The sequence below is a fragment of the Micromonospora sp. M51 genome, assembly GCF_018070305.1.
Classification (GTDB): Bacteria; Actinomycetota; Actinomycetes; order Mycobacteriales; family Micromonosporaceae; genus Micromonospora; species Micromonospora parva.
Genome location: NZ_JAGPXZ010000013.1, coordinates 1 through 25,067, shown reverse-complemented (window position 1 = coordinate 25,067; position 25,067 = coordinate 1). Strand labels below are relative to the sequence as shown.

Genomic DNA, 25,067 nt, shown 5'->3' with positions numbered 1-25,067 from the left:
CGCCCCCCGCGTACACGTCGATCCCGAGCGCCGCGGTCCGCGCCGCGTGCGCGACCACGCCGGTGTCCTTGCAGATCGCCAAACCCACCCGCCAACCGTCCACATCGAGCACGGCCGGCGCACCGCCGGGCCGGAACCGGCGGGCTTCCGCGTCCCCCAGCCACATCTTCCGGTACGCCACCGTCGCACCGCCGCCGGTCACCGCCAGCATCGCGATGTGCTCGCCCGCGACCGGCGCACCGACCAGGGCCAGCGCGTTCGTCTCGGCGCACGCCTCGACCAGTGGCGTCAACAGCGGGTCGTCGACCGACACGACCGGCGCGTCCAACTCGTACCCGGTCAGCGACAGCTCCGGAAAGACCACCAACCGGGCACCCGCCGCGCGGACCGCGGCGGCGTGCGCCCGCGCGTTTGCCGCGACATCCAGGGGTACGCACAGCGGCTGCACCACCGCGAGCCGTAACGGGGTGCGGCTTTCCACACCCCCACCGGTGCGGTCGCCCCGCGCAGCCGGGCGGTCGGCCTCATGGTCGGTTCTCAGGATGACTTCGTAACGTGGGCGCATGATTCGAACGTCCCACGCCGTGTTCGCCACCGGAACCCCCGCCGCCGCAGCGGAACCACCGCAGGACGGGATCGTCGGCTACGTCACTGACCTGGTGGAACGACTCGGCGGGCCCGGTGCCGGCCTGGCGGTGGCGTTGGAGAACCTCTTCCCGCCGATCCCCAGTGAGGTGATCCTGCCGCTGGCCGGGTTCGTCGCCGCGCAGGGCCGGATGAGCCTCTTCGGTGCGATTTTCTGGACCACGCTGGGCTCGGTGCTGGGCGCGCTCGCGCTCTACCTGATCGGCGCGGCGCTGGGACGCGATCGCATGCGCGCCATCGTGGCCCGGCTTCCCCTGGTGAAGCTCAGCGACGTGGACCGGACCGAGGCGTGGTTCCTGCGGCACGGCGTGAAGGCCGTCTTCTTCGGCCGGATGATCCCGATCTTCCGGAGCCTGATCTCCATTCCGGCCGGCGTGGAGCGGATGCCGGTGAGCACATTCCTGCTCTACACCACCCTGGGCAGCCTGATCTGGAACACCACCTTCGTGCTCGCCGGCTACCTGCTCGGCGACAACTGGCACCTCGTCGAGGGCTACGTCGGCACGCTCCAGAAAGTGGTGATCGTGGTCTGCGTGGCGGCGGCGGCCTGGTTCGTCGGGTCCCGCGTGCTGCGCGCCCGCCGCGCCGCCCGCAACCCCGAGCCGACCGAACCCGAGCAGAGCGCACTGAACGGGGTGCCCGACCCGGGTGGTCGCGGCACGCTCTACCGCAGCGGATCGTGGGCCTCCGACGAGCGCTAGTCAGCGCCACTGGTGTCTCTGCTCCTTGCCTTCGCTCGGCTGCCCTGATGCGCCAGCCGGGGCACTTCGCGGGCGCGGCAGGTGATGCGTACCGTGCGGAACCGGCTCGGCCCGAAAGGCGGATGAGATGGCGGCGCAACAGCGAACCGGCAGGTGGTGGCTTCGACTGCCGGTCGGCGTCGCCGCCGGAACCGCGACGGCCGCCGTCGAGTTCGTCTTCCTCGTCGTCGCGGCCGTCGCGTTCACCGGGTGCGCGTTCGCGCCGGCCGCCGGCCGTCGGATCACCGGCCTGACCAGCAGGTACGCGGGATGGCTGGTGCGGATGGAACATCGCCGCCTCGTCGGACTGCTCGCCGCGGCGGATCTGCCCGCGCCGAACGCCGTGGCGACCCGTCGCCAGGTCGGCTACCTGGCCGCCCGACTGCTTCCCGGCACGCTCGGCCTGCTGGCGTACGCAGTGCTCGGCGTCGGCGTGGTGCTCGCCGGGATCGTGCTGACCGCGGCGGTGCGCGGAGAGCTGACAGTCCTCGACGCCGTGTCCCAGATCGCCGTCGGGGCGGTGTTGCTACTGCTCAACGGTCAGGCCGTCGCCAGCATCGCCGCACTGGACGTCCGGCTGGCCCACCGACTGCTCGGCCCGGGAAGCCGAGCGGAGCTGACCCGGCGGGTCCACGAGCTGACCACCAGCCGGGCCGGGGTCATCTCCGCCGTCGACGCCGAACGGCAGCGCATCGAACGCGACCTGCACGACGGCCTCCAACAGCGGCTGGTCGCCCTCGGCATGCTGCTCGGCCGCGCCCGGCGTACCCGCGACACCGACCGCACACACGCACTGCTCCTCCAGGCGCACGAGGACGTGCAGCGCGCCATCGAGGAGTTGCGCCAGGTGGCGTGGCGCGTCTACCCGTCGGCGCTCGACGGCGGCGATCTGGGCGAGGTGCTGACCATCGTCACCCGCGGCTCAGAGGTGCCGGTGCGGATCCGGTACGAGCTACCCGTCCGCCCCCAGCGGCAGACTGAGACGGTGCTGTACTTCGTGGCCTGCGAGGCGCTCACCAACGCCGCGAAACACGCCGCCGCTAACCTGGTCACCGTCGAGATCGGCGTACAGGATGGGTGGATCCGGATGCGCGTGCACGACGACGGCGTCGGCGGCGCCGACCCGACCGGGCGCGGATTGTCCGGGCTGGTGCGGCGGGTCGCCGCGCTGGACGGCCGGCTGACGGTCACCAGCCCGGCCGGCGGTCCGACGACGGTGCTGACGGAGTTGCCGTGCGACTAGTCCTCGCCGAAGACTCGACGCTGCTCCGGGAGGGTCTGACCCGGCTGCTCGCCGACGAGGACCACGAGGTGCTCGCGGCGGTCGGGACCGCCGCCCACCTGGTCGAGGCGGTCGAACGGTCCCGTCCCGACGTGGTCGTCACCGATGTCCGGATGCCACCCACCCACACCGATGACGGGCTGCGGGCCGCACTGGAGATCCGTCGCCGGTGGCCCGACACCGGCGTCCTCGTGCTCTCCCAGTACGTGGAGCGGCGGTACGCCGGGCGGCTGCTCGCGGATCGCCCCGAGGGGGTCGGCTACCTGCTCAAGGACCGGGTCGCCCAGGTGGACGACTTCCTCGACGCACTCGACCGGGTCGCCGCCGGCGGCACCGCCCTCGACCCGGAGGTGGTCCGTCAGGTGGTGGCCGGCTCGGAGCGGCCCGAACCGCTCGGTCGGCTCACCCCCCGGGAACGGGATGTGCTGCACGAGATGGCCCAGGGGCACACCAACCTCGCCATCGCCCAACGGCTGCACGTGTCGCAGAGCGCGGTCGAGAAGCACGTCAACGCCATCTTCGACAAACTCGACCTGGCCCACACAACCGGCTACAGCCGGCGGATCCTCGCCATCCTGCGCTACCTGGACACCTGACCCACCCCGCACCGAACGCCGCCCGCAACGGAACCGAGCCCCGTGGCCAGCGCTTTGCGCCGGCCCATGGCCGGCTGGCGGGGCCGGTGCGCCGGTCCGTGCCGGCATGCGGAGCCAGGCCGGCCGTGGGTGGGCCGGGCCGCCATGATCGACTCGGGTTTCATGAAGTCGGGGTGTCCCGGCGTCCCGGATGCCCCGGTTTCCGGGAACCCGAGTGGATCACGGCTGTGCGGGCCGGTTCGGCGCCGTGGGGCCGTTGTCGTGTGGGTGGTGTGTCGGGTTGTGGGTGTTTGTGGGTGGTGACGGGGCGCACCCGCAGGCGGGAATCGTGGCCGGGCCGGGGTCGTTACACACCCTGACGATCGCAGCACCACCTCCCGCCGCCCGGTCTTCACGGGCGCGGGATCCGAGGTCCGGCAGGGTGGAATGCCCCCCCCGCCACCCGGTCGTTATGGTCCCCACGACCGACCGCAGGCACCGCCGTGATGGGGGTGCCGACAGGTTGGGCCACCGGGGAATGACCCCGGCCCCCCGGTCGTTATGGTCCCCACGATCGACCGCAGGCATCGCCTCCCCGTGGGTGCCGACGGGATGGGCCACCCCCGGAATGACCCCGGCCCCCGGTCGTTACACCTGGACCCCGGCGCCACGAGCCCCCCGCTCGCAGGCCGCCGACCCCTCAGACTTTCCCGGTTTGTTTGTGCAGCGCCGGACGAGGTGCTCACACCCCGCCGCCGTTCCCCCCTTTGGCGGTTCGGGTGTTCCTACCCCCGAAGGAGCTACCCCCATGAACACGATCTTCCGTAAGAGCATGCTGTCCGTTGCTGGTCTCGCGTTCGCCGGTGGTGTCTTCGCCGGCCCGATCGCCGCCCACGCCGCCACCCCGGTAGTGGACGCCAAGCCCGCCGCCGCAGCGGTGGCGGTGCAGGCGGCGAAGCCGCAGGGCGACCAGTCGCACATCACCCTCAACGACGAGCAGACGGCCAACGTCAAGGCGATCATCGCCGCGACGAAGAAGGCCGGCCTGCCTGAGCGCGCCGCGGTGATCTCGATCGCGACGAGCCTGCAGGAGTCGAAGCTGGAGAACCTGGGTCACCTGGGTGACAGGAACGATCATGACTCGCTGGGCCTGTTCCAGCAGCGCCCGTCCAGTGGTTGGGGTACGCCGGAGCAGATCACCGACCCCGAGTACTCGACGACCGCGTTCCTGAAGGGTCTGAAGCAGGTTGACGGGTGGCAGGACATGCCGCTGACCGTGGCCGCGCAGACCGTGCAGGTCTCGGCGTACCCGGACGCCTACGCCCAGTGGGAGCAGCAGGCCACCGACCTCGTCGCCCAGCACTGGAACAGCTGACCCGCACCACCGCGCCACCGCACGGTAGAACCGTGAGAACACCGACCGCTGGCCGGCACCCGCAACCCGGGGTGCCGGCCAGCGGCCTTTGCATTGCCATCGACCGCCCGGCACCCGAACCATTGACCACCTGACGCCAGACGCCCGGCCACCGGAACGCCGGACGCCGGAACGACAGACGCCGGACCCGGAACGCCAGACGCCAGACGCCAGACGCCGGACCCGGAACGCCAGACACCGGACCCCGCAATGCCAGACGCCGGGACGCCGGGACGCCGGGACGCCGGCCGTGATGGTGGGGGTGGGCCATGCAGGGGGTCACCGGGCGGCTCGGATGGCCTCATCAAGCAGCGTTCGTTTACAGATCTTGGACACTTTCCGTTCCGCCCTAACGGAAACTGTCCAAGATCTGCAGGGATACCCCACCGCGGCCCACCCGCAGCGGTCAGAAGAGGACGGTGGCCAGGGTGCCGATCGGCTGGAAGCCGCAGCGCTCGTAGACGCGGCGGGCGGGGAGGTTGAAGTCGTTGACGTACAGGCTGACGGTGGGGGCGACCCGCAGCAGCGCGTCGCGCACCACGGCTGCCATGGCGGCGGTGGCGATCCCCCGGCCCCGCCACTCCGGTGCCACCCAGACGCCCTGGATCTGCGCCGTCCGCTTGGTGACAACGGCGAGTTCGGCCTTGAACACCACTTTGCCGTCGATGATGCGGGCATACGCGCGACCGGTCCGGACCAGGTCGTTGACCCGCCGGCGGTAGCTGCGTCCGCCGTCCTCGGCCAGTGGGGAGACGCCGACCTCTTCGGTGTACATGGCTACCGCCGCCGGGAAGAGCCGGTCGACCTCGCCGGAGCGGACCTGGCGTACCTCCGGGTCGGCCGGTACGGGTGGCAGCGTGTCGGTGACCAGCAGCGGCTGATTGGGGCGGACGTCTCGCGCTGGCCCCCAGGTGTCGGAGAGGCGGTCCCACAGCCCGAGGACGGCGTCGGCCCGGCCGACGATGGAGGAGCAGAGCCGTTCCTCGCCGGCGAGCAGGTCGGCGAAGGCGCCCACCGCGGCATCGCTGGCCAGCACCGGGGTCAGGTTGCCGCCGAGCCAGCAGAGTGATTCGAGGTTGCGGCGGGCTCCGTACCCCAGGATTCTGCCTTCGGCCCGCCACCAGGAGAGCCCGCGCGCGGCGATCCGCTCGGCGACCTGCGCGCCCGCGAACGGGTCATGGTCGAGCAGTCGCTCGACCGCGCGCCGCTCCGATTCCCCCAGTTGGCGTACCGGCACCGTCAGCACGACTATCAGCCTGCCAGATTGACCCCCCGCTCCGCCGGTCGAGTGACAAGGCCGGCACCGGCTTCACGGGGCGGCGTCCGCCCGGCCCATCGGACGACCGGGGGCACCAGGGCTCCGAGCAGGAGGAACAGGGCACCGAGCACAAGCCAGCCGGGTACGCCCCAGCCGAGCGCAAGGGAGGTCACCACCACCGGCGCGAGCATCTTGCCCAGTTCGTAGCCCATGCCGTACGCGCCCTGGTACTGCCCCTGGGCGTCCGCCGGTGCCAGCCCGAAGGAGATGCCCCAGCCGGCGGCGGAGTGCCACAGCTCACCGGTGACGTGGGCGACCGCCCCGAGGCCGAGCAGGCTCACCGCGCCGGCCGTGGGCAGCGCACCGCTGGCGGCGAAGAGTACGCAGGCCAGGGCGATGGCGACGCCGGCTCGACGGGCGGCGCGGGCGGCTCCGGGCACTGTGGCGGCGGTACGCGCGGCGCGGACCTGAAGGAGCACCACCAGCACGGTGTTGACAAGCGTCAACGCGGAGATCATCCAGGCGGGGGCCCGGGTGTGGCCGGCGATCCACAGCGGCAGAGCGATGGTGAGCAGGCTGAAGTGCATCGACATCAGCCCGTCGACCAGTGTGAAGGCGAGGAACGGGCGATCGCGGAGGGCGACCAGTCGAGGGCCGTGCGCCGGGGCGGCGACCGGGGCGACGGTCGGCAGTCGGAGGAAGATCACCGCCGCGGCCAGTGACGTCGCCGCCGAGGCCAGGATCAGCGCGACGTAAGCGGTGCGGGTGTCGGCGGCGATGGCGAAGCCGCCGAGGACGGCACCGACGGAGATCCCGACGTTGGTGGTGGCTCGCAGGTAGGCGCGGGTGCGGACCCGCTCGCCGGCCGGGATCGCTCCGGCGATCAGCGCGCCGCGGGCGCCGCGTTCGATCGCGTCGGCGAGCGCGGTGGCGGCTCCCACCAGTACGAGCGTGGGCAGCGACCGGACGGCGATCAGGCCGATGGTGAGGGTGCCGGCGGCGAACAGCGCACCGACCTGCACTCCACGTGGGCCGACGCGGTCGGCCAGGTAGCCGCTCGGTGTGCTGGCCAGCACCCCGACCAGAGCCGAGATGGTCAGCCCGATGCCCACCTGGGTTGCCGAGAGGCCGACCGACCGGGTGAGGAAGAGCGCGCTGGCGACGAGCCAGAGGCCCCGCCCGACGGTCTTGACCAGGGTGCCGAGGGTGAGGACCCGGGACGGACCCGGCGGGGGTAGCAGGCGCATGACCGAGACTTTAGCAAGACGTACGTACGGTTTGGGAACCGCTGGTTGCCGACGATGCATTGCCGATATATCGTTGATGCATCAGCGATAGTCCTCCGAAGGGAAGAGCCCGATGAGGTTCCACCGACAGCACCACCCGATGCACGAAGCCCGGATGCGGGGATTCGGCTTCCCGCCGGTCCCGCCCGGCCCGCACGGTCATGGCCACGAGCACGGACCCGGCGGCGGCCCCTGGGGCGGCCGGGGCCGTGGACGGGGTCGGGGCCGACGCCCCAACGTCCGCGCCTCCGTCCTGGCCCTGCTCACCGAGCGGCCGATGCACGGCTACGAGATGATCCAGGAGATCGACTCCCGCACCGGCGGTGCGTGGCGGCCGAGCCCGGGCTCGATCTACCCCACCCTCCAGCTACTGGAGGACGAGGGCGTGATCGTCGCCAGCACCGAGGAGTCCGGTGGTGGGCGGAAGCGGTTCACCGTCAGCGAGGCCGGTCAGGCCGAGGCCACCGAGGCCGCGCAGACCCCGCCGTGGGCGGACGTCGCCCAGGGCACGGTGAGCAGCTGGCACGACATCCGCGACTCCGGCGCACAGGCGATGAACGCCCTGCGCCAGGTGATGATGCACGGCACCGACGACCAGCGCGAGCGGGCCGCTCAGGTGCTCGACGAGACCCGACGCAAGCTGTACGCAATCCTCGCCGAATCCGAGTGACGCCAGCACCGCGCCACGACGCCCGAGCGCCACAGACACGAACGCACCACGAGACACGAACATCACCACGAGACGCGAACATCACCACGAGCACGAGCGCCACAACCCACGAAAACCACAGCAGCACTGACGCGAAGCGGCCGTTCCCCGAATGGGGAACGGCCGCTTCGTCCAGATGGAAAATCAGTGCACGGTGACGGTCGGGCCGGTGACCAGCCCGCGCAGCTCCTCGGGGAGTTCGGCGCCCATCTCGTCGGCGATCCGCAGCGCCTCCTCGATCAGCGTCTCGACGATCTGCGCCTCAGGCACCGTCTTGACGACCTGCCCCTTCACGAAGATCTGGCCCTTGCCGTTGCCGGAGGCGACGCCGAGGTCGGCTTCCCGAGCCTCACCCGGACCGTTGACGACGCAGCCCATGACGGCGACCCGCAGCGGCACCGGCAGCCCTTCCAGACCGGCGGTGACCTCCTCGGCGAGCTTGTAGACATCCACCTGGGCCCGCCCACAGGACGGGCACGAGACGATCTCCAGGCCGCGCTCGCGCAGACCGAGGGACTCCAGGATCTGGTTGCCGACCTTGATCTCTTCCACCGGCGGGGCGGAGAGCGACACCCGGATCGTGTCGCCGATCCCCTCGGCCAGCAGCGCGCCGAAGGCGACCGCCGACTTGATGGTGCCCTGGAACGCCGGCCCGGCCTCGGTGACGCCGAGGTGCAGCGGGTAGTCGCACTGCTCGGCGAGCTGCCGGTACGCCCGGATCATCACGACCGGGTCGTTGTGCTTCACCGAGATCTTGATGTCGCGGAAGCCGTGCTCCTCGAAGAGCGAGCACTCCCACAGCGCCGACTCGACAAGCGCCTCGGCGGTGGCCTTGCCGTACTTGCTCAGCAGGCGCTTGTCCAGCGACCCGGCGTTGACGCCGATCCGGATCGGCACCCCCGCGTCCCCGGCGGCCCGGGCGATCTCCTTGACCTTGTCGTCGAACTGGCGGATGTTGCCCGGGTTGACCCGGACCGCCGCGCAGCCGGCGTCGATCGCGGCGAAGACGTACTTGGGCTGGAAGTGGATGTCGGCGATCACCGGGATCTGCGACTTCTTGGCGATCGCGGGCAGCGCCTCCACGTCGTCCTGGGACGGCACCGCCACCCGGACGATCTGGCAGCCGGACGCGGTCAGCTCGGCGATCTGCTGAAGGGTCGCGTTGACGTCGGAGGTGAGGGTCGTGGTCATCGACTGCACCGACACCGGCGCACCACCACCGACCGGAACCGAACCGACCATGATCTGGCGGCTGGCCCGACGGGGTGCGAGCGACGGGGGCGGCACGGCGGGCATACCGAGACTGATAGCTGTCACTTCAGGCACTCACCTTGAGAAGAGCGTGATCGGGTTGACGACGTCCGCGGCGATGGTCAGCAGCGTGAACGCGCCACCGATCAGGATCACCACGTACGTGAAGGGCATCAGTTTGAGGTAGTCCACCCGGCCGGGGTCGGCCCGACCGATCCGCGCGTAGACCCAGGAGCGGGCCCGTTCGAACCAGGCGATGGCGATGTGGCCGCCGTCCACCGGGAGCAGCGGCAGCAGGTTGAACACGCCGATGAAGAAGTTCAGCGACACGAAGAGCATGAAGAAGACCAGCCAGGCGTTGTTCTCCACCGCCTCGCCGCCGAGCCGGCTGGCGCCGACCACGCTGATCGGGGTGTCGACGTCCCGTTCGCCGCCGGTGAGGGCGGTCCACAGGGCGGGGACCTTCTGCGGGAGGCGCTGGAGCGCCTGGGCGGTGCCGACGGCCAGGTCACCGGTGAAGTCGGCGGTGGCGCCGAAGGCGCCGACCGGGCCGTACGTCACGCGGGTGGGCGTGCTCGGAACGAGCCCGACGCCAAGCGCGGCCACCGGCGCGGCGGTGCCGTTGGGATCGTCCAGCGGCGGGCGCTGGGTCTGCGCGAGCACCGTGCTGGTGGTGGCGGGCTGCCCGTCGCGGACGTACGCGATCTGCGCGGTTTCGCCCGGCTTGAGGCTGCGCAGCGTGGTGAGCAGGTCGCCGTAGTTGCCGATCGGGGTGCCGTTGATCGAGGTGATCCGGTCACCGTTCTTCAACTGCGCCTGGGCGGCCGGGCTGGCCGCGTCGGCGGAGGTGCACGCCCGCACCGCGTTCTCCGGGACCACGCAATCGCTGAGCTGGATGACGGCGGGCTCCTGGCGGGCCTGCGCGTCGGTGGTCGGGAAGTCGGGGTTGGGCAGGCCGGCGGAGACGGCGAGGATCCAGATGGTGACCAGGGCGAGCGCGAAGTGCGTGATCGACCCGGCGGCCATCACGATCGTCCGTTTCCAGACCGGGTAGCGCCACATCACCCGCGACTCGTCGCCCGGCTCGACGTCGTCGTCCTGCGGCGTCATCCCGACGATCTTGCAGAAGCCGCCGAGAGGGATGCCCTTGAGTCCGTACTCCGTCTCACCCCGGCGGAACGACCAGATGGTGGGGCCGAAACCCACGAAGTACTTGGTGACCTTCATCCCGAACGCCTTGGCGGTCAGCAGGTGACCGGCCTCGTGCAGGCTCACCGAGATGAGAATGGCCAGGGCGAAGAGGACCACCCCGAGCAGGTACGACATCAAGCTCCTTCCACCGAACCCGCGATGATCTCCTGCGCGTGCGCGCGCGCCCACGACTCGGCCGCGAGCACGTCCTCGACGGTACCTGGTTCGTCGAAGTCCGGAGCCTCCTCCAACACGCGTTCGAGTGTGTCGACGATGCCGAGGAACGGCAGCCGGCCCGCCACGAACGCGGCCACGCACTCCTCGTTCGCCGCGTTGTAGATCGCCGGGCGGCAGCGCCCGGCCTCCCCGGCGGCCTTGGCCAGGGCGACGGCCGGGAACGCCTCGTCGTCGAGCGGCGCGAACTCCCAGGTGTGCGCGGCCGTCCAGTCGACGGCGGTGGCGGCCTCGGGAACCCGGTCCGGCCAGCCCATGCCGAGCGCGATCGGCAGCCGCATGTCCGGTGGGCTGGCCTGGGCGATCGTCGAGCCGTCGACGAACTCGACCATCGAGTGGATCACCGACTGCGGGTGCACCATCACGGTGATGTCGGCGTAGGGCACGTCGAACAGCTCGTGCGCCTCGATCACCTCCAGCGCCTTGTTGACCATGGTCGCGGAGTTGATCGTGACGACCGGCCCCATGTTCCAGGTCGGGTGCGCGAGCGCCTGCTCCGGCGTGACCTGCGTCAACTCGTCGCGCCGCCGACCCCGGAACGGGCCGCCGCTGGCCGTGACGATCAGCCGCCGCACCTCACCGCGCGCCCCGGAGCGCAGGCACTGGGCCAGCGCCGAGTGCTCCGAGTCGACCGGCACGATCTGCCCCGGCCGCGTCACCGCGGCCTTGACCAGCGGGCCGCCAGCCACCAGCGACTCCTTGTTGGCAAGCGCGAGGGTACGACCACCGCGCAGCGCGGCCAGCGTAGGAGCGAGGCCCAGCGAGCCGACCACCCCGTTGAGCACGATGTCGCACGGCCACTGGGCCAACTCGGTCATCGCGTCCGGGCCGGCCACGATCTTGGGAAGCTTGAAGTCACCGGTGGCCCAGCCGCGCCGGCTCGCCTCGGCGTAGAACGCGAGTTGCAGGTCCTGGGCGGCGGACGCCTTGGCCACCCCGACCGCCTCGACGCCCAGTTCGAGGGCCTGTGTGGCGAGCAGTTCGACGTTGCCGCCGCCGGCACCGACGGCGACCACCCGGAACCGGTCCGGGTTGCGCCGGACGATGTCGATGGCCTGGGTGCCGATCGAGCCGGTGGACCCGAGCAGAACGAGGTCGCGGGGGGAAGTCACCCGGCCATTCTTCCCCACCCGGGCTGCACGCCCGCTGGGAGCCTCAGCCCTCGGCGTCGGGCTCCTCCTCGTCCAGCAACTCGGCCGGGTCGATGGAGAATTCGAACGGCTCCCGCATCGCGAAGGTGCTCCCCGCCGCAGCTGCGGCCAGCGGTCGGTACTCCCCGTCGGCCAGCTCGAACAGAGCCATCGTCGGCACCCGGTTGCGCAGGTCCACCCGGAGGAAGAACGGCACACCGACAGCGGCGTACTCCCGGGGCCGGTCGATGACGTCCTTGCGACGATTTCCGGGAGACACGATCTCGCCCAGCAGCACCGCCTCGGCAATGGGCACCGCCGTGCGGCCGCCACCGGATTTACGCAGGACAGCGATGTCCGGGATGAAGAGATCATCGTCGGAGAGGACGTTGATCTCCGGGTAAACCCAGAAACCAGCCTTCCGCGCGGCGCGGTGCAGCACGTAGGGCAACTCCCGCTCGACCGACTGATGATCGATTCCTGCATGTGGTGTGACGATCACGCTTCCGCTCAGGACCTCAACCTTGGGGCCGTTGGTCTCCGGCAACAGGTCGAGGGCGAGCTGCGCGGTCCACGGCTCGTCGTGCCACCGCAGCACGTCGAACGACGGCTCGGTGTGCTGCGGCGCCGGCTCCGGCGCGAACGCTGCCTGGGCCATCCGGGCTCACCCCCTCAGCGGACCATCCTGCTCAGGTCAGCCTAGTCACCGCGGCCCCAGAAGCGCGGCATCGCACACCCGGTCCGTCGATCCGAGATGACGGCATCGAGGCACGCGGCCTCACGTGGCGCGTGCAGTGGTCCGGTGTCGTGCGACGGCCAGCCAGAGCGCTACCCCGACGCTGAGGACGGCCAGCACTGTCAGCAGCACCAGGGTCGGGTTGATCCAGGCGGGCACCAGGTCGTGGGTGGCGTTGCACCGATCGTGCAGCGGGAACCATCGCGACGACTCACGCCAGTGGGCGGCGCGGTAGGCACTGTCGTAGTTGACGCCGGCCTGTCGGCAGGACTCCGCCGAACTCATGGAGGAACCCGCGAACGCCCCGACGAACCACGTGACAGCGGTGGCGACGATCGAGAGGCCGGCCGTCGCGACGAACCAGCCTGGAGTCTTCCACCGGCCGCTGAGCAGGGGTCGGCCCCAGAACCAGAGCAGGAACAGAGCGGGTACGGCGAGGCAGAGCCCGGTCGTGACGACACCCATCCCGTCTGTCCGCCTCCCCCAGCGAGCTGGTCTTGATCATTGCACGGGCTGGCTCGCCGCCGTGAGGCGTCCGCATCGTCACCGCCACAGCACGGAAGTCGGGGTGCCCGCGCGCTGCGGACACCCCGACCTCACCAAGCGCGTGCCGATAAGGGGGTGATGACGAACTGGGAGCCCGGCTGGATGACGATGTTGCCGTCGGCCGAGTTGGTGATTGTCACGTTGGTGAGGTTGGCGTTGCCGCGCGCGCCGCCCATCGCGAGGATGCCGGCACCGTTGTTCGACTTGTCGATCCGCACGTTGGTGATGGCGACGTTCGGCATGTTGCCGCCGCCATTCTTGAACTGGATGCCGTCGTACGTCGAATCGATGATGTCGGTGTCGCGGATGGTGACCCCGACGATGTCCCGGGTGGCGGGGAACAGGGTGATCGCACCGAACTCCTGGTCCTCGTTCCAGAAGGCGCCACCGGTGCGGTAGAGCCCGTTGTTGGCGATCAACGTCGTCCCGGAGAACGGCAGCGGGTCGTGGTCGGTCGCCAGCATGATGCCCGGGTAGTTGGCGGTGTCGTAGATCAGGTTGTTCTCGATCGAGTTGTCGTAGCCGCCGTAGATGGCGATGCCGTTGGCCCGCCAGGGCAACTGGATGGTGTTGTTGACGAAGTGGTTGTCGTGGGCGATGTCGACGTTGCGGTCCTTGACGTACGGGTTGGCCCAGACGGCGAGGGCGTCGTCGCCGGTGGTGCGGAACGACGAGTTGAACACCCGCGAGTTGCGCGTGCCGTTGCTGAAGTTGATGCCGTCGGCGTACGTGTTGCGGATCCGCATGCCGGTGAACTCCAGCCCGTCGGCCGGCCCCCACAGGTCGGGGATGTTGTCGTAGTCGCGACCCACCCAGACGCCCACGTTGGCGTGCTCGATCCAGACGTTGCTGATCCGGGTGCCGGTGCCGAAGCGACCGTTCAGGCCGACACCGCCCTCGGCGTTGCCGTCGCCGCCGCGGATCCGGCCGGAGCCGAAGATGGCGATGTCGGAGATCTGGGTGTTCTTGTCGATGTCGAAGCCGAAGTTGCCCTCGTGCGGGTGGTTGATGCCACCGGCGTTCTGCGGCTCGGTGAGCGTGTAGAGCTGCGAGTGCCACATGCCGGCGCCCCGAATGGTGACGTTGCTGATGCCGACCTGGTTGTGCGTACCCCGGTTCAGTGGGTCGTCGGTCAGGATCTTCTGCTCCTGCCGCCACTGCCCGGCGGGGATCCAGACGCAGCTGATGACGCCGTTCTGGTCGTCGGTCACCGCCCGCTGGATGGCGGCGGTGTCGTCGAGCCCGTCGTTCGGGACCGCGCCGTACTGGGTGATCGAGGTGCAGCCGGCCGGTTGGCTCGCCGCCGGTGCCACCTGCTCCAGGTCGATCATGTCGATGACGTAGAAGGCGGCGGTGTCACCCGAGTCGCGCTGCAACTTGAACCGGGTGCCGGCCGGGTACGACTGCGCCAGCAGCGCGTTCGACTCGTCGAAGAGCCGTCGGGCGTCGGCCTGCGGGGTGTTGGTGAGCGCCTCCGGCCCGTCGGTGTTGCCGTAGAGCCAGCTGTGCTTCGACGACAGGGTCAACTTCCGGGAGAAGACGTCGTTGACGTAGAGGCTGATGGTCGCCTCGATACCACCGCCACCGGGGGCGTCCGGGATGGAGTTGCGCACCACTATGGAGTTGGCCTGGTTGGCCGAGGTGAACTCGACGAACTGGCCGGTGCCGGTGAGCCGTACCGACTTGCGACCCGAGGACTCGCTGGCGAAGTTGGTGTGCCCGAAGGTGCGCAGCGGGTCGGCCTCCAGCAGCGTGCCCTGGTAACGACCGGCCTCCGCCTCGTACGAGACGTACGGGACGGCGGCCCCGCGCCCGACCACTATCGACTGGCTGAACGAGTTGTTCGTCTCGTTGGTCTCGGTGACCACGTTCGTGGCGTCGGCGGTGGCGGTGATGGTGGCGCCGCCGCTGGTGGCGGTCCAGCTGCCGGTGACGGCCACGGTGACCGTCGCGCCGGCCGCGATCGGGGCGGTGGTGGTGTTGAGCGTGGTGCCGCCCACCACCAGTCGGGTGACAGTGGTCGCGCCGGTCGCTGTGGTGCCCCGGTTGCGGACCGCCACGGTGAAGCTGACGGACGCCCCGACGGCCGGGTTCGGCGGGTTCGAGGCGATGCTGAGCACCTGCAGGTCGGGGCCCGGGGCCTGCGCCACGACCAGCGGTGACGCGGCGGTGAGGCTGTTGTTGCCGTTGTTCTGCTCGACGATCGTGTTCGCCGGGTCGACCACCGCCGAGACGGCGTAGCTGCCCATCGGCCGGGTACCGGCGTTGAACGTCACGGTGGTCGAGGCGCCCGCGGCGAGGGTGCCCACCGAGGCGCTGCCGGCGACAGCGCCGGCCAGGCTGAAGTTCACACTGGTCGCACCGGCGGACGCCGACCCGATGTTCTGCACCACGGCCGAGAGCGTGACCGGCGAGACCTCGCTGGGCGACGCCGGCGACCAGGTCACCGAGCTGACCACCAGGTCCGGGTTGGGCGCCGGGGTGCCGCACACCTCAAGCTCGGCGACCTGGCCGGACGGGGCACCGGTGTTGCCGGTGAACCGCAACTGCACGTCAGCGGTGGTGGCGGTGACCGGGATGGTCACCACGTTGGTGCCCTGGACGAACTGGTAGGCCGCCGCCGACACGAGGCTGGTGTACGCCTACGACGCCTGGTCGCGACCGAGGACCTGGATGGTCTGGGTACGGGTGCCCCAGGCCGGGTCGGGGTTGAGCTTCACAGTGACACCGGAGATGGCGTGGGTCGCGCCCAACGCCACTGTCAGGTTCTGCGGGTAACTCGCCGCACCCTCCCAGTAGGTGCCGAGCTGCCCGTCGTTCGCCTTGTCCGGGGTGAAGCTGAAGGTGGAGCCGCTCGCCGTCATGCTCTTGCCCTGCGCCACGTTGGTGCAGGCGGGCGGGTTGCTGCCGGTCCGGGTGACGGTGTTGCTGTTGCCGGAGAGGTTCCCCGCGCCGTCACGGGCCCGGACGTGGTACGACACTGTCGCCGTGGCCGGCTGGGTGTCCTGATAGGTCAGGACGGTGCCCAGCGTCGCGATCAGGCTGCCGCCCCGGTAGACGTTGTAGCCGGCCAGCCCGCTACCACCGGAGTCGGTGGAGGCACCCCAGTTCAGCGTGATCGTGCTGCCCGACGTGCTCTGCGACAGCGTGCCCGGGACGCTCGGCGCAGTGGTGTCCGGGCCGGTGCCGCCGCTGCCGTACACCTCCAGCTCGGAGAGCTGCCCGGCGGGCCAGCCGCTGTTGGCGGTGACGGTGATCCGGACGTAGCGGGTGGACGTCGAGCTGAAGTTGATCGTGACGGTGCTGCCGCTCGCCGGGTTGAAGGTGTACGTCTGCGACCCCACCAGGTCGGTGAAGGACGAGCCGTTGGCGCTGCCTCGCACGCTCAGCGTCTGCGTCCGGGTCCCCCAACCGGCGGTCGGCAGTTTCAGCACCACCTGGTTGACGCTCTGCGACGAGCCGAGATCGACCTGCACCCACTGCGGGAACGCGTTGTTGACGCTCTCCCAGTAGCTGCCCGCGTTGCCGTCGACGACCTTCGACGAGTCGTAGACGTCGGCGTGGCCGCTCTCCTGGGTGGGACGGCCCTGCGCGAGGTTGGTGGCCGCCGGGGCGAAGCCACTGGTCGCTGCTGCTGCGGTGTCGGCGGGACGGGCGGCGGCCGGGGTCGCGACGGCGGTCGCCCCGGCCGTCGCGATCAGCGCGGCGACGGCCGTGGCCGCCACCATCCTGAACAGATTCGTTCGTCTCATGGCTGTCCTGTCGTCGGGGGAACGGTTGCCGCGGTGGCGTGACCACGGGGGTGGGGGTGCGGCGGTGCAGCGCCGGCCGACGCGGGTGGGCCGGTGCCGAGAGAGACGGGATGGCACGGGCGGCGCGGGGGCGCCGCTCGTCCTGGAAACACCAGATGGGTACGACCATCAACGGGCCTCCCGAGGAGGCCCGTTGAATCTTCCGAGGCTGTGCGCAGAACCGTGCACGTCTTTGTCGAAATCTTGCGCTACTTTGGCCCAAAGGTTACTGACGTGCTACGGGAGCGTCAACACTTCGACACCCGTGATTATTGACGGAGTTGTCTGCCCCGATGGCCGTCGTCCCTGCTGACCTGCCCACAATTTCGGGGAAGGTGCGAGCTCCCGACGACTGGAGGCCACACCTTCCCCGAAGTTGCGCGGATCTTGCGTCAGGTCGTACGGGAACGATCAGTCATCTGGTGCCGTCAGGACGAACGTCTCCAACAGCTCTCCGCCGTACCAGTCGGTGCGCTGACCGACGTGCGCCATGCCCAGCCGCCGAGCGACCGCCATCGACGGCTCGTTGCCCGGCGACACCACCGCGTAGATCTCCCGGGTGCCGGCGGCGAACTCCCGCGCGACGAGCGCACGAGCGGCCTCGGTGGCGTACCCGTGACCCCACGAGTCCGGGTGCAGGTGCCAGCCCGTCTCGATGTCCTCGGTCAGCACCGCCTCGTCCCGTCCCGGCATCGGCTTGAGCAGCACCGTGCCCACCACCGTGCCGGTCTCGCGCACCTCGATCGCCCAGGTGCCGTACCGGCCCCCGTCCGCCGCGTGCCGGTGCTGCCAGATGCGCAGCCGCTCGACGGCCTGGGCCGGGTCGGTCATCGGCAGGCCCGGCGACACCGCCAACCAGCGGGTGATCTCCGGACGGGAGTAGATGTCGTAGATCCGGGCCAGATCGGCCGGATCGTCGGTCCAGTCACGCAGGATCAGGCGTTCGGTGGTGAGAACAGTCATGACCGGCGATCTTAAGGAGTGACGGCCCCGACGATGGGGAAGGAGGACCCGATGGGCAACGGATGGCAGCGCACGAAACGGATCACCAGTGCCGCGTTCCGTCCGGTGCGCGGACGGGACCTATCGCTGCACGCCGCCGCGATCACCTTCTACGGGGCGATCGCCGTGGTGCCGGTCGCCCTGCTGGCGATCTGGCTCACCTCGCTGCTGGCCGGGGCCGACCGGGTACGCCGGCTCACCTCGTACGCCGTGGAGGCCCTGCCCACCGCGATCGGCGCGCCCCGGGCGGTGGACGCGCTCGTCAACGCCGGGGTGGAGCTGACCCCGCTGCTCGCGCTGGCCTCCCTGCTGCCCGCCTCGCTGTACGGCGAGGGTCTGCGCCGGGCGTTCGTCTCGGTGGCCGCGCCCCGCTCAGACTAGCACCTGGTCGGTTGGCGGGGCCGGCTCCTGCTGCTGCCACTGCTCGCGCCGGCCCCCGCACTGCTGCTGTCGATCCTGCTGGCGCTCCCGCTCACCACCCGCCTCGTACGCCAGGGCGGTTGGCTCGGTGTGCTGGGCGTGGTGCTGTCGTTCCTGGGGGTCTGGCTGGTGCTCACGCCGGTGCTGGTGTGGGTGTTCCGGGTCGTCGGGCCGGCCTCACCGGACTGGCTCTCCACCCTCGGGATCGGGTCGTTCACGGCGGCGAACCTCTCCGGCTTCATGCACGGCTTCGTCCTCTTCGCCTCGCTCCCGCTGGATCTGGGGGTGCCGTTCGGCGGCTTCGACGAGATCGGCGCGGGGGTGGCCGTACTCCTCTGGCTCTACCTGTTCCACGTGATCGTCCTGGCCGGCTACTCCGCCACCCTGGCCCTCTCCCACTGGCGCACCAAACCCACCCGCTGACCCCTCTTGATCACCCGCGCTGCTCCCCGCGCTGCCCCGGCTGCGAGGACGGGGGTGGGGGGTGCGGACTAGGGTGCGGTGGCATGAGCAGTGAGATTCCGGCTCGGGCCGACGTCGTGATCGTCGGTTCCGGGCACAACGGTCTGGTCTCCGCGGTCCTGCTGGCCCGTGCCGGCCTGGACGTCCTCGTGTTGGAGGCCGCCGACGTGATCGGCGGCGCGACCCGCACCGAGAACCCGTTCCCGAAGGTGCCGGGGCTGCGCCACTCCACCGGCTCGTACCTGCTCGGGCTGATGCCCCCGGAGCTGCTCGCCACGCTCGACGTGCGGATTCCGGTGCTGCGCCGCGACCCGCACTACTTCCTCCCCACCCCGGGCGGCCTCGGCTCGCCGTACCTGCTCTTCGGCACTGACACCGCCGCCACCCGGGCACAGCTCGCCGAGTTCTTCTCCCCCGCCGACGTGGCCGCCGACGACGCCATGCAGGCCGAGCTGGCCGCGCTGCGGGAGGACCTCGCGCCGGCCTGGCTGGCCGAGCCGCTGACCGTCGAGGAAACCGCCGAGCGGTACGTCCGCCCGGCGCTGCGCGCGGTCTTCGTCGATCTTGTGCGGGGCTCGGTCGCCGACTACCTGGCCCGGTTCGAGTTCCGCTCCGAGCTGCTGGTCAGCATGTACGCGGTCACCGACGGCCTGTCCGGGCTCAACGCCGGCCCGGACGACCCCGGCACCGGCCACAACTTCCTCGTGCACAACATGTGCCGGCTGCCCGGATCCGGCGGCACCTGGATGATCGCCGAAGGTGGGATGGGCACCGTCTCGCGGACGTTCGCCGAGGCCGCGCGCGCCGCCGGGGCGACGATCCGGACCGGTACGCCGGTACGCGCGGTCACCCTGGACGGCGGCGCGGCGAGCGGAGTGGTGCTGGCCGACGGTCGGGAGGTCGCCGCCCGGGTGGTGCTCGGCGCGTGTGACCCGTACCGGCTGATGGAGCTGTTGCCCGACGGCGCGCTCCCGGCGCGGCTCGGCGAACGGATGGCGGCGGTCCGCCGGCCCGGCACCACGCTCAAGCTCAACCTGGCGCTCACCGGGCTGCCCCGGTTCTCCTGCCTGCCGGACGGTACGCCGAGCCCGTTCGGTTCGACAATCCACCTGCTGCCCGGTTCGGCGTCACTGGTCGGCGGGGCGGAGGCGTCGCCGATGACCGCGCTGCGCGCGATGTGGGCGGACGTCCAGGCCGGGCGGCTGCCGGCGGAGCCCACCATCGAGTGGTACCTGCACACCACAGTCGACCCGTCGCTCTCCGACGCGGCCGGGCACCACTCGTCGGCGCTCTTCGTCCAGTCGGTCCCGTACGAGCTGGCCGGCACCACCTGGGACGCGGCGCTGCCCGCTTACGTCGACCGGCTGATCGGGATCGTCGAGCGGTACGCCCCCGGCACCGCCGACCTGATCGCCGACGCGGTGCCGTTGCCGCCGCCCGGCATCGAGGAGCACTTCGGCATCACCGGCGGGCACATCCACCACGTCGACAACACGGTCTCGTTCACCGACCGGATGCCCTACGCCACCGGCATCGACGGCGTGTACGCCGGCAGCGCCGGCTGCCACCCGGCCGGCAGCGTCATCGGCGCAGCCGGCCACAACGCCGCCCGCCGCATCCTCAAAGACCTATCGACCTAGCTCCCCCAGCCCGTCGCGCCGTTGATCATGACGTTACCGCCACGACACGCCGCCGTGGCAGGCAACAACTTCACGATCAACCAGGCCGTGGGGTGAGGGCCGGGGGTCAGATCACTGCTTCGCCGGCGGGGGCGGGGGTTTCGGCGTCCACGCGGTGGGCGCGCACCTTGTGGCCGACGCTCGTCAGGCAGCGGCCGCTGGGCAGGTCGAAGCGCCAGCCGTGCAGCTGACAGGTGAGCTGGTCACCCTCGACGATGCCGAAGCGGGTCAGGTCCGCCTTCAGGTGCGGGCAGCGGCGCTGCACCACCCAGTCGCCCAACGTGATGTCCTCGGCGTCGGTGGTGCGCTCGTGCTCGTCGTACCAGCCCTCGGCGTACTGCAGCCGCTCCTCGGAGAGGCACTTGAAGAACGCGTAGACGAACTCGTTGTACTGGCCGATGCGGGCCGCCGAGAACCGGCAGGACAGGAAGAGCGAGTTGACCCAGTCCACCTCGTCGATGAAGAGCAGGTGCTCGATCAGCGACCGGTCGGTACGGAACCGGTAGCGGACCTTCTCCTCGGCGTACGGCCGGACCTCCTTGCCCGGGAAGTCCACCACGATCGACTCGACGCTCTCGCCGTCGTAGCCGACCAGGTCGAAGCGGACCGGGCCGCCGACCCCCTTGGCCAGGTAGATCGACTCGTCCAGCAGCGGCTCGATCCGACGCTTCATCTCCCCGAGCACGTCCACCTCGGGGTGCCGCCAGGACGCCTTCTCCGCCTCGATGATCGGGCGCTTGCGCTCCCGCATCTCCTCCAGGTGGGCGACCTTGTTCGCGAAGAACTCCTGCACCGGCACCGGGTGGGTGGTGCTCGCACCCTCGGTGGTGACCTCGGCGATGCTGCCCGGCAGCAGCACGATCCCGTTGGTGCCGCCGACCTTGGCGTACTCCGACAGGAAGACGGACTGGTCGGGGAAGATGTTGCCCTCGTCGCCGTGGATGTCGTTGAACTGCCACAGGGCGTCGTCGAGGAAGCACGGCGGGCCGGCGATCGGGAAGACGTGCGACGCCTTCAGGTCGTCGATGTAGCGCCAGGTCCGGTCGAACTGCCGGTCCCGCTTCTGCTTGCCGAACGCGGTCTTCGCCGCCTGCGGCAGCTCGTAGACCATCGGGTACCAGATCGCGCCGGAGAACTGGAGCAGGTGCGCGTGCACGTGCCCCAACTCGGCGAAGACGCTCAGGTCGGTGGGACGGGCGTCGTTCTGGTTGAGCAGCCGCACCCCGTCGTACTCCACCCAGAGCGACGAGTCGCCGATCGGCCCATCGGTCGGGCTGGTCAACGCCTGAATCATGATCTTCAGGCCGCCGGGCAGCTCCACCACCTGCTCGTTGGGCGCCTTCAGGAACTTGGTGAAGCCCAGCGCCCGGAACTCGTCCTCCATCTCCGAGGTGGGGAACTCGGGGAGCAGGACGGTGGCGTCCTTGGAGACGAAGTCCCGCAGGTGCTTCGCGTCGAAGTGGTCCCGGTGCAGGTGGGAGACGTACAGGTAGTCGACCTGACCCAGGCTCTCCCAGTCCAGCAGTGAGTTGTCCGGGAAAGGGAACCACGAGGCGAAGTAGGCCGGGTTGACCCACGGGTCGCACAGGATGCTGCCCGCAGCCGTGTCGATCCGCATGCTGGCGTGCCCGGTTCCGGTCACTCGCACCGCACAGTCCCCCTCAAACAGACAATCAGGTGTACGCCAAACGCTACCGGAGCGAGTCTGACCACCGCCCCGCGACGCCGGTAGTGCCGTTCGGCCCGCCCGCAACAGGCCGCCCGCCCCTCGCCGCTTACGCCCCGTGGGCGGCCTTCGACAGCTCCCGGCTCTCCCCGCGAGTCATGCCGTTCCCTCAACTGGCCGGACCCTGCGCCGGGCCTGACGCAAGGCGTGCCAGACTAACGAAAGATCCGATCGCGAGGGAAGGACCGACAGTGGCAGGAAGCGAGCCGGTAACGTCGCCAGACCAGCACAAGCCTGGGCACCGCAAGGCCGGGCAGATCGGCGCCGTGCTGTCCGCACTGGCGCTGCTGGCGATGATCTGCGGCAACCACGAGGGCAGGGTCGAGGACATCTGGCTGATCGGCCTGGCCGCGCTGCTGCTGATCATCGTGATCGGCGACATCGTGCTGCGGCGCAGCGGTCTGCGCTCCTGACCCGACCCACCGCCGGACGTCGGCCGAGAACGCCGAGGGCCCGCCCCCACCCGGGGGACGGGCCCTCGTCCGTACGCGTCGGGGTCAGCGCCCGAAGAGGATGTCCTGCACGTCCTTGAGCGCGGCGTCGACCTCGGCCTCGAAGTAGCCACCCGGCACCAGGCCGAACCGGAGGGTGTCCAGGTCCTTCGGGTCGACCGGCATCGGGTTGCGCCGCTGCATGCCACCGAGCAGCGTCTCGAAGAACCGGTCCACCTGGTCGGGGTCGTACCCGCCACGCTGGTCGTCCGGGCCGTACCCACCGGGCCCACGCTGGTCGTCCGGGCCGTACCCACTGGGGCCGGCGGGCAGGCCGCGCTGCGGCATGCCGTGGCCGCCCATCGGACCGGGGCCCATCGGGACACCGGGGCCCATCGGAGGGCCGGCCGGGCCACGTGGCGCGTCGTAACCACCGCCGCGAGGGGCATCGTACCCACCGGCGAAGGCACCGGTCGGCTCGTCGTAGCGACCGTAGGGCGGGCCGGCCTGCGCGGGCATCGGCCGGGGCGGCATCGGCTGCGGAACCATGCCCCGGTCATCCCGCATCGGCGGCCCCATCCGGTCCGGTGGGCCCATCCGGGGGTCGGCACCGCGCCCGGCGCTGTTGCGCTCCTCCAGCTCGGCCAGCTGCCGCTCGACCCGATCCAGGTGCAGGTCGACCTGCCACTCGTCATAGCCGTTGAAGCGGACCCGGAAGACGACGTCGTGAACCTCCTGGGAGGCCACCGGGGCGCCGACCTGTCGGCCGTCGAGCGTCGCCTCGACCCGGTCGAGGAAGGCATCCACCTCGTCGACCTTGTATCCCCGGCGGAGCGCCTTGCGCCGGAAACGCTGACCCTGACTCGCCACTATGTCTCCTGGTCTCGTTCGCCACGCCCGGTCACGCCGGTGCCTCTCCGGCGCGGTCGGTGAAGGTGTCGTTGTCCTCGGCGGCGGCGAGCTGGCCACACGCGCCGTCGATCTCGCGGCCCCGGGTGTCCCGAACTGTGGTGGACACCCCGGCCTCGCGCAACCGCCGGACGAACTCCCGCTCGACCGGCTTCGGGCTCGCGTCCCAGCGGCTGCCCGGCGTCGGATTGAGCGGAATGAGGTTCACATGGGCCAACTTGCCGGCCAGCAGCCGACCGAGCAGGTCGGCTCGCCACGGCTGGTCGTTCACGTCCTTGATCATCGCGTACTCGATCGACACGCGGCGGCCCGTCCGGGCGGCGTAGTCCCACGCTGCGTCCAGCACCTCGGCTACCTTCCAGCGCTGGTTTACCGGCACGAGTTCGTCGCGCAGATCATCATCGGGCGCGTGCAACGACAACGCAAGGGTCACTGAGAGGTCTTCGCTGGCCAGTCGGCGGATGGCAGGAACCAGGCCGACCGTGGAAACGGTGATGTGCCGCTGGGACAGACCGAGCCCCTCCGGAGCCGGGCTGACCAGCCGACGGATCGCCGCGATCACCCGGTTGTAGTTGGCCAGCGGCTCGCCCATGCCCATGAAGACGACGCGCGACAGCCTCGGCGGGGAGCCGGCCACCACGCCGGAGGCGGCCACCCCGGCCATGTACACCGCCTGGTCGACGATCTCCGCCGTCGACAGGTTGCGGGTCAGCCCCGCCTGGCCGGTCGCGCAGAACGGACAGGCCATGCCACACCCCGCCTGGCTGGAGATGCAGACGGTCACCCGGTCCGGGTAGCCCATCAGCACGCTCTCCACCAGCGCACCGTCGTGCAGCCGCCAGAGCGCCTTGCGGGTGGCGCCGTCGTCGCAGGCCAACTCGCGCACCGGGGTGAGCAACGGCGGCAGCAACTGGTCGGCCAGCCGTTCCCGGGTCGCCGCGGGCAGATCGGTCAACGCCTGCGGGTCGCGGACCAGCCGCCCGAAGTAGTGGTTGGAGACCTGCTTGGCGCGGAAGGCCGGCTCCCCCAACCCGGTAACCAGCGCCTGGCGGCCGGCCAGGTCCAGGTCAGCGAGGTGCTGAGGGGGCATGTAGGCCCGGCGCGCGGCGGGGGCGACCGAGGTGGCGGGGATCAAAGGCAGGCTCGTCATGGCTGGTCCAGTGTGTCACGCCGTCGGCGGCGGGCGCCGGTCCGGAGGTGTCGAACGGGGCGCGACCACCGGAGCCGGAGGACCGGGTAGCCGTGATTCATACCTCAGCCCACCACCGGCACGAGGACCGCCAACAGCAGGTAGGCCGTCGGCACCGCGAACAGGATCGAGTCCAGTCGGTCCATCAGACCGCCGTGGCCGGGCAGCAGGTTGCTCATGTCCTTCACGCCCAGATCCCGCTTGATCATCGACTCGGCCAGGTCGCCGAGGACCGCCGCGCAGGACACGGCCACCCCGAACAGCGCACCCCACCAGGGGGCCACCTCGAACATCAGCCACAGCAGCAACGCGCTGCCCACCGCCGCCGCGGTGACCGAGCCGGCGAAGCCCTCCCAGGACTTCTTCGGGCTGATCGACGGGGCCATCGGGTGCTTGCCGAAGGAGACCCCGGCCGCGTACCCACCGGTGTCCGAGAGGACCACCCCGATCAGGGTGGCCAG

22 protein-coding genes and 1 pseudogene are annotated in these 25,067 nt (G+C 70.6%); 8 read left to right on the top strand and 15 right to left on the bottom strand.

The genetic code is table 11. The features are described 5' to 3' along the window. Positions 1-481 (bottom strand): nitrilase-related carbon-nitrogen hydrolase (locus tag KBX53_RS01825; protein ID WP_309140693.1); only part of this gene is annotated, 481 nt, incomplete at its 3' end. An 82-nt stretch (positions 482-563) separates the two neighbouring features. Between KBX53_RS01825 and KBX53_RS01820 the strand changes: the two genes are divergently transcribed. The 4 genes from KBX53_RS01820 (at position 564) to KBX53_RS01805 (ending at position 4,617) form a co-directional block, all read left to right on the top strand. After that, complete coding sequence (locus KBX53_RS01820; protein WP_030336420.1) at positions 564-1,346, top strand: DedA family protein; 783 nt, start codon at positions 564-566, stop codon at positions 1,344-1,346. Positions 1,347-1,473: 127 nt separating this feature from the next. Next, a complete protein-coding gene (locus tag KBX53_RS01815) occupies positions 1,474-2,628 on the top strand; it encodes a sensor histidine kinase (RefSeq protein ID WP_030336422.1) in 1,155 nt (384 codons plus the stop codon). Next, on the top strand, positions 2,619-3,263 hold the full coding sequence (locus KBX53_RS01810; RefSeq protein ID WP_030336424.1) for a response regulator transcription factor: 645 nt from the start codon (positions 2,619-2,621) through the stop codon (positions 3,261-3,263). Before KBX53_RS01815 ends, KBX53_RS01810 begins: the two co-directional genes overlap by 10 nt. Before the next feature lie 787 nt (positions 3,264-4,050). After that, a complete protein-coding gene (locus KBX53_RS01805) occupies positions 4,051-4,617 on the top strand; it encodes a hypothetical protein (RefSeq protein ID WP_210857595.1) in 567 nt (188 codons plus the stop codon). A 445-nt stretch (positions 4,618-5,062) separates the two neighbouring features. Here the strand turns inward: KBX53_RS01805 and KBX53_RS01800 are convergent, their stop codons facing one another. Then, entirely contained in the window at positions 5,063-5,902 is an 840-nt protein-coding gene (locus KBX53_RS01800) for a DUF4081 domain-containing GNAT family N-acetyltransferase (RefSeq protein ID WP_030335160.1), read from the bottom strand. Positions 5,903-5,907: 5 nt separating this feature from the next. Beyond that, positions 5,908-7,161, bottom strand: a complete 1,254-nt coding sequence (locus tag KBX53_RS01795; RefSeq protein WP_030335161.1) for an MFS transporter — start codon at positions 7,159-7,161, stop codon at positions 5,908-5,910. A gap of 112 nt (positions 7,162-7,273) precedes the next feature. On the opposite strand from KBX53_RS01795, the gene KBX53_RS01790 reads away from it, so the two are divergent. Continuing rightward, a complete protein-coding gene (locus KBX53_RS01790; RefSeq protein ID WP_030335162.1) occupies positions 7,274-7,870 on the top strand; it encodes a PadR family transcriptional regulator in 597 nt (198 codons plus the stop codon). 183 nt (positions 7,871-8,053) lie between these two features. Here KBX53_RS01790 and ispG read toward each other — a convergent pair whose 3' ends face one another. The 8 genes from ispG to KBX53_RS01755 form a co-directional block, all read right to left on the bottom strand. Next, positions 8,054-9,226, bottom strand: a complete 1,173-nt coding sequence (ispG, locus tag KBX53_RS01785) for a flavodoxin-dependent (E)-4-hydroxy-3-methylbut-2-enyl-diphosphate synthase (RefSeq protein ID WP_030335165.1) — start codon at positions 9,224-9,226, stop codon at positions 8,054-8,056. 9 nt (positions 9,227-9,235) lie between these two features. Continuing rightward, positions 9,236-10,486 carry an RIP metalloprotease gene (locus KBX53_RS01780; RefSeq protein WP_030335167.1) on the bottom strand — a complete coding sequence of 417 codons (1,251 nt, stop codon included), beginning with the start codon at positions 10,484-10,486 and terminating at the stop codon, positions 9,236-9,238. Beyond that, complete coding sequence (dxr, locus tag KBX53_RS01775; protein ID WP_030335169.1) at positions 10,486-11,697, bottom strand: 1-deoxy-D-xylulose-5-phosphate reductoisomerase; 1,212 nt, start codon at positions 11,695-11,697, stop codon at positions 10,486-10,488. Before dxr ends, KBX53_RS01780 begins: the two co-directional genes overlap by 1 nt. A 43-nt stretch (positions 11,698-11,740) precedes the next feature. Continuing rightward, positions 11,741-12,373: a Uma2 family endonuclease gene (locus KBX53_RS01770; protein ID WP_210857594.1), complete on the bottom strand. Its 633-nt coding sequence runs from the start codon at positions 12,371-12,373 to the stop codon at positions 11,741-11,743. A gap of 120 nt (positions 12,374-12,493) precedes the next feature. Further along, positions 12,494-12,916, bottom strand: a complete 423-nt coding sequence (locus tag KBX53_RS01765) for a hypothetical protein (RefSeq protein WP_210857593.1) — start codon at positions 12,914-12,916, stop codon at positions 12,494-12,496. A 131-nt stretch (positions 12,917-13,047) separates the two neighbouring features. Further along, on the bottom strand, positions 13,048-15,624 hold the full coding sequence (locus KBX53_RS01760) for a CARDB domain-containing protein (protein WP_309140692.1): 2,577 nt from the start codon (positions 15,622-15,624) through the stop codon (positions 13,048-13,050). A 15-nt stretch (positions 15,625-15,639) separates the two neighbouring features. After that, positions 15,640-16,749, bottom strand: a complete 1,110-nt coding sequence (locus tag KBX53_RS36065) for a discoidin domain-containing protein (RefSeq protein ID WP_247674963.1) — start codon at positions 16,747-16,749, stop codon at positions 15,640-15,642. 450 nt (positions 16,750-17,199) lie between these two features. After that, complete coding sequence (locus KBX53_RS01755) at positions 17,200-17,751, bottom strand: GNAT family N-acetyltransferase (protein ID WP_030335177.1); 552 nt, start codon at positions 17,749-17,751, stop codon at positions 17,200-17,202. A gap of 51 nt (positions 17,752-17,802) precedes the next feature. Between KBX53_RS01755 and KBX53_RS01750 the strand changes: the two are divergent. Then, positions 17,803-18,633: pseudogene (locus KBX53_RS01750) on the top strand (YhjD/YihY/BrkB family envelope integrity protein). Between the two features lie 83 nt (positions 18,634-18,716). Further along, the gene (locus tag KBX53_RS01745; protein WP_210857592.1) at positions 18,717-20,312 is read left to right on the top strand and encodes an NAD(P)/FAD-dependent oxidoreductase; all 1,596 of its coding nucleotides are present in this window, start codon (positions 18,717-18,719) and stop codon (positions 20,310-20,312) included. 106 nt (positions 20,313-20,418) lie between these two features. Here KBX53_RS01745 and KBX53_RS01740 read toward each other — a convergent pair whose 3' ends face one another. After that, complete coding sequence (locus KBX53_RS01740) at positions 20,419-21,999, bottom strand: Rieske 2Fe-2S domain-containing protein (protein WP_210857591.1); 1,581 nt, start codon at positions 21,997-21,999, stop codon at positions 20,419-20,421. A gap of 269 nt (positions 22,000-22,268) precedes the next feature. Here KBX53_RS01740 and KBX53_RS01735 point away from each other — a divergent pair, with 269 nt between their 5' ends. Continuing rightward, positions 22,269-22,490, top strand: a complete 222-nt coding sequence (locus tag KBX53_RS01735) for a DUF2631 domain-containing protein (RefSeq protein WP_036412111.1) — start codon at positions 22,269-22,271, stop codon at positions 22,488-22,490. Positions 22,491-22,574: 84 nt separating this feature from the next. Here KBX53_RS01735 and KBX53_RS01730 read toward each other — a convergent pair whose 3' ends face one another. The 3 genes from KBX53_RS01730 to KBX53_RS01720 all read right to left on the bottom strand — a co-directional run. Continuing rightward, complete coding sequence (locus tag KBX53_RS01730) at positions 22,575-23,378, bottom strand: DivIVA domain-containing protein (RefSeq protein ID WP_210857590.1); 804 nt, start codon at positions 23,376-23,378, stop codon at positions 22,575-22,577. A 31-nt stretch (positions 23,379-23,409) separates the two neighbouring features. Next, positions 23,410-24,567 carry a 23S rRNA (adenine(2503)-C(2))-methyltransferase RlmN gene (gene rlmN / locus KBX53_RS01725; protein ID WP_210857589.1) on the bottom strand — a complete coding sequence of 386 codons (1,158 nt, stop codon included), beginning with the start codon at positions 24,565-24,567 and terminating at the stop codon, positions 23,410-23,412. A 104-nt stretch (positions 24,568-24,671) separates the two neighbouring features. Continuing rightward, positions 24,672-25,067: phosphatidate cytidylyltransferase (locus KBX53_RS01720; RefSeq protein ID WP_210857588.1), on the bottom strand; the 396-nt coding region annotated here is incomplete at its 5' end.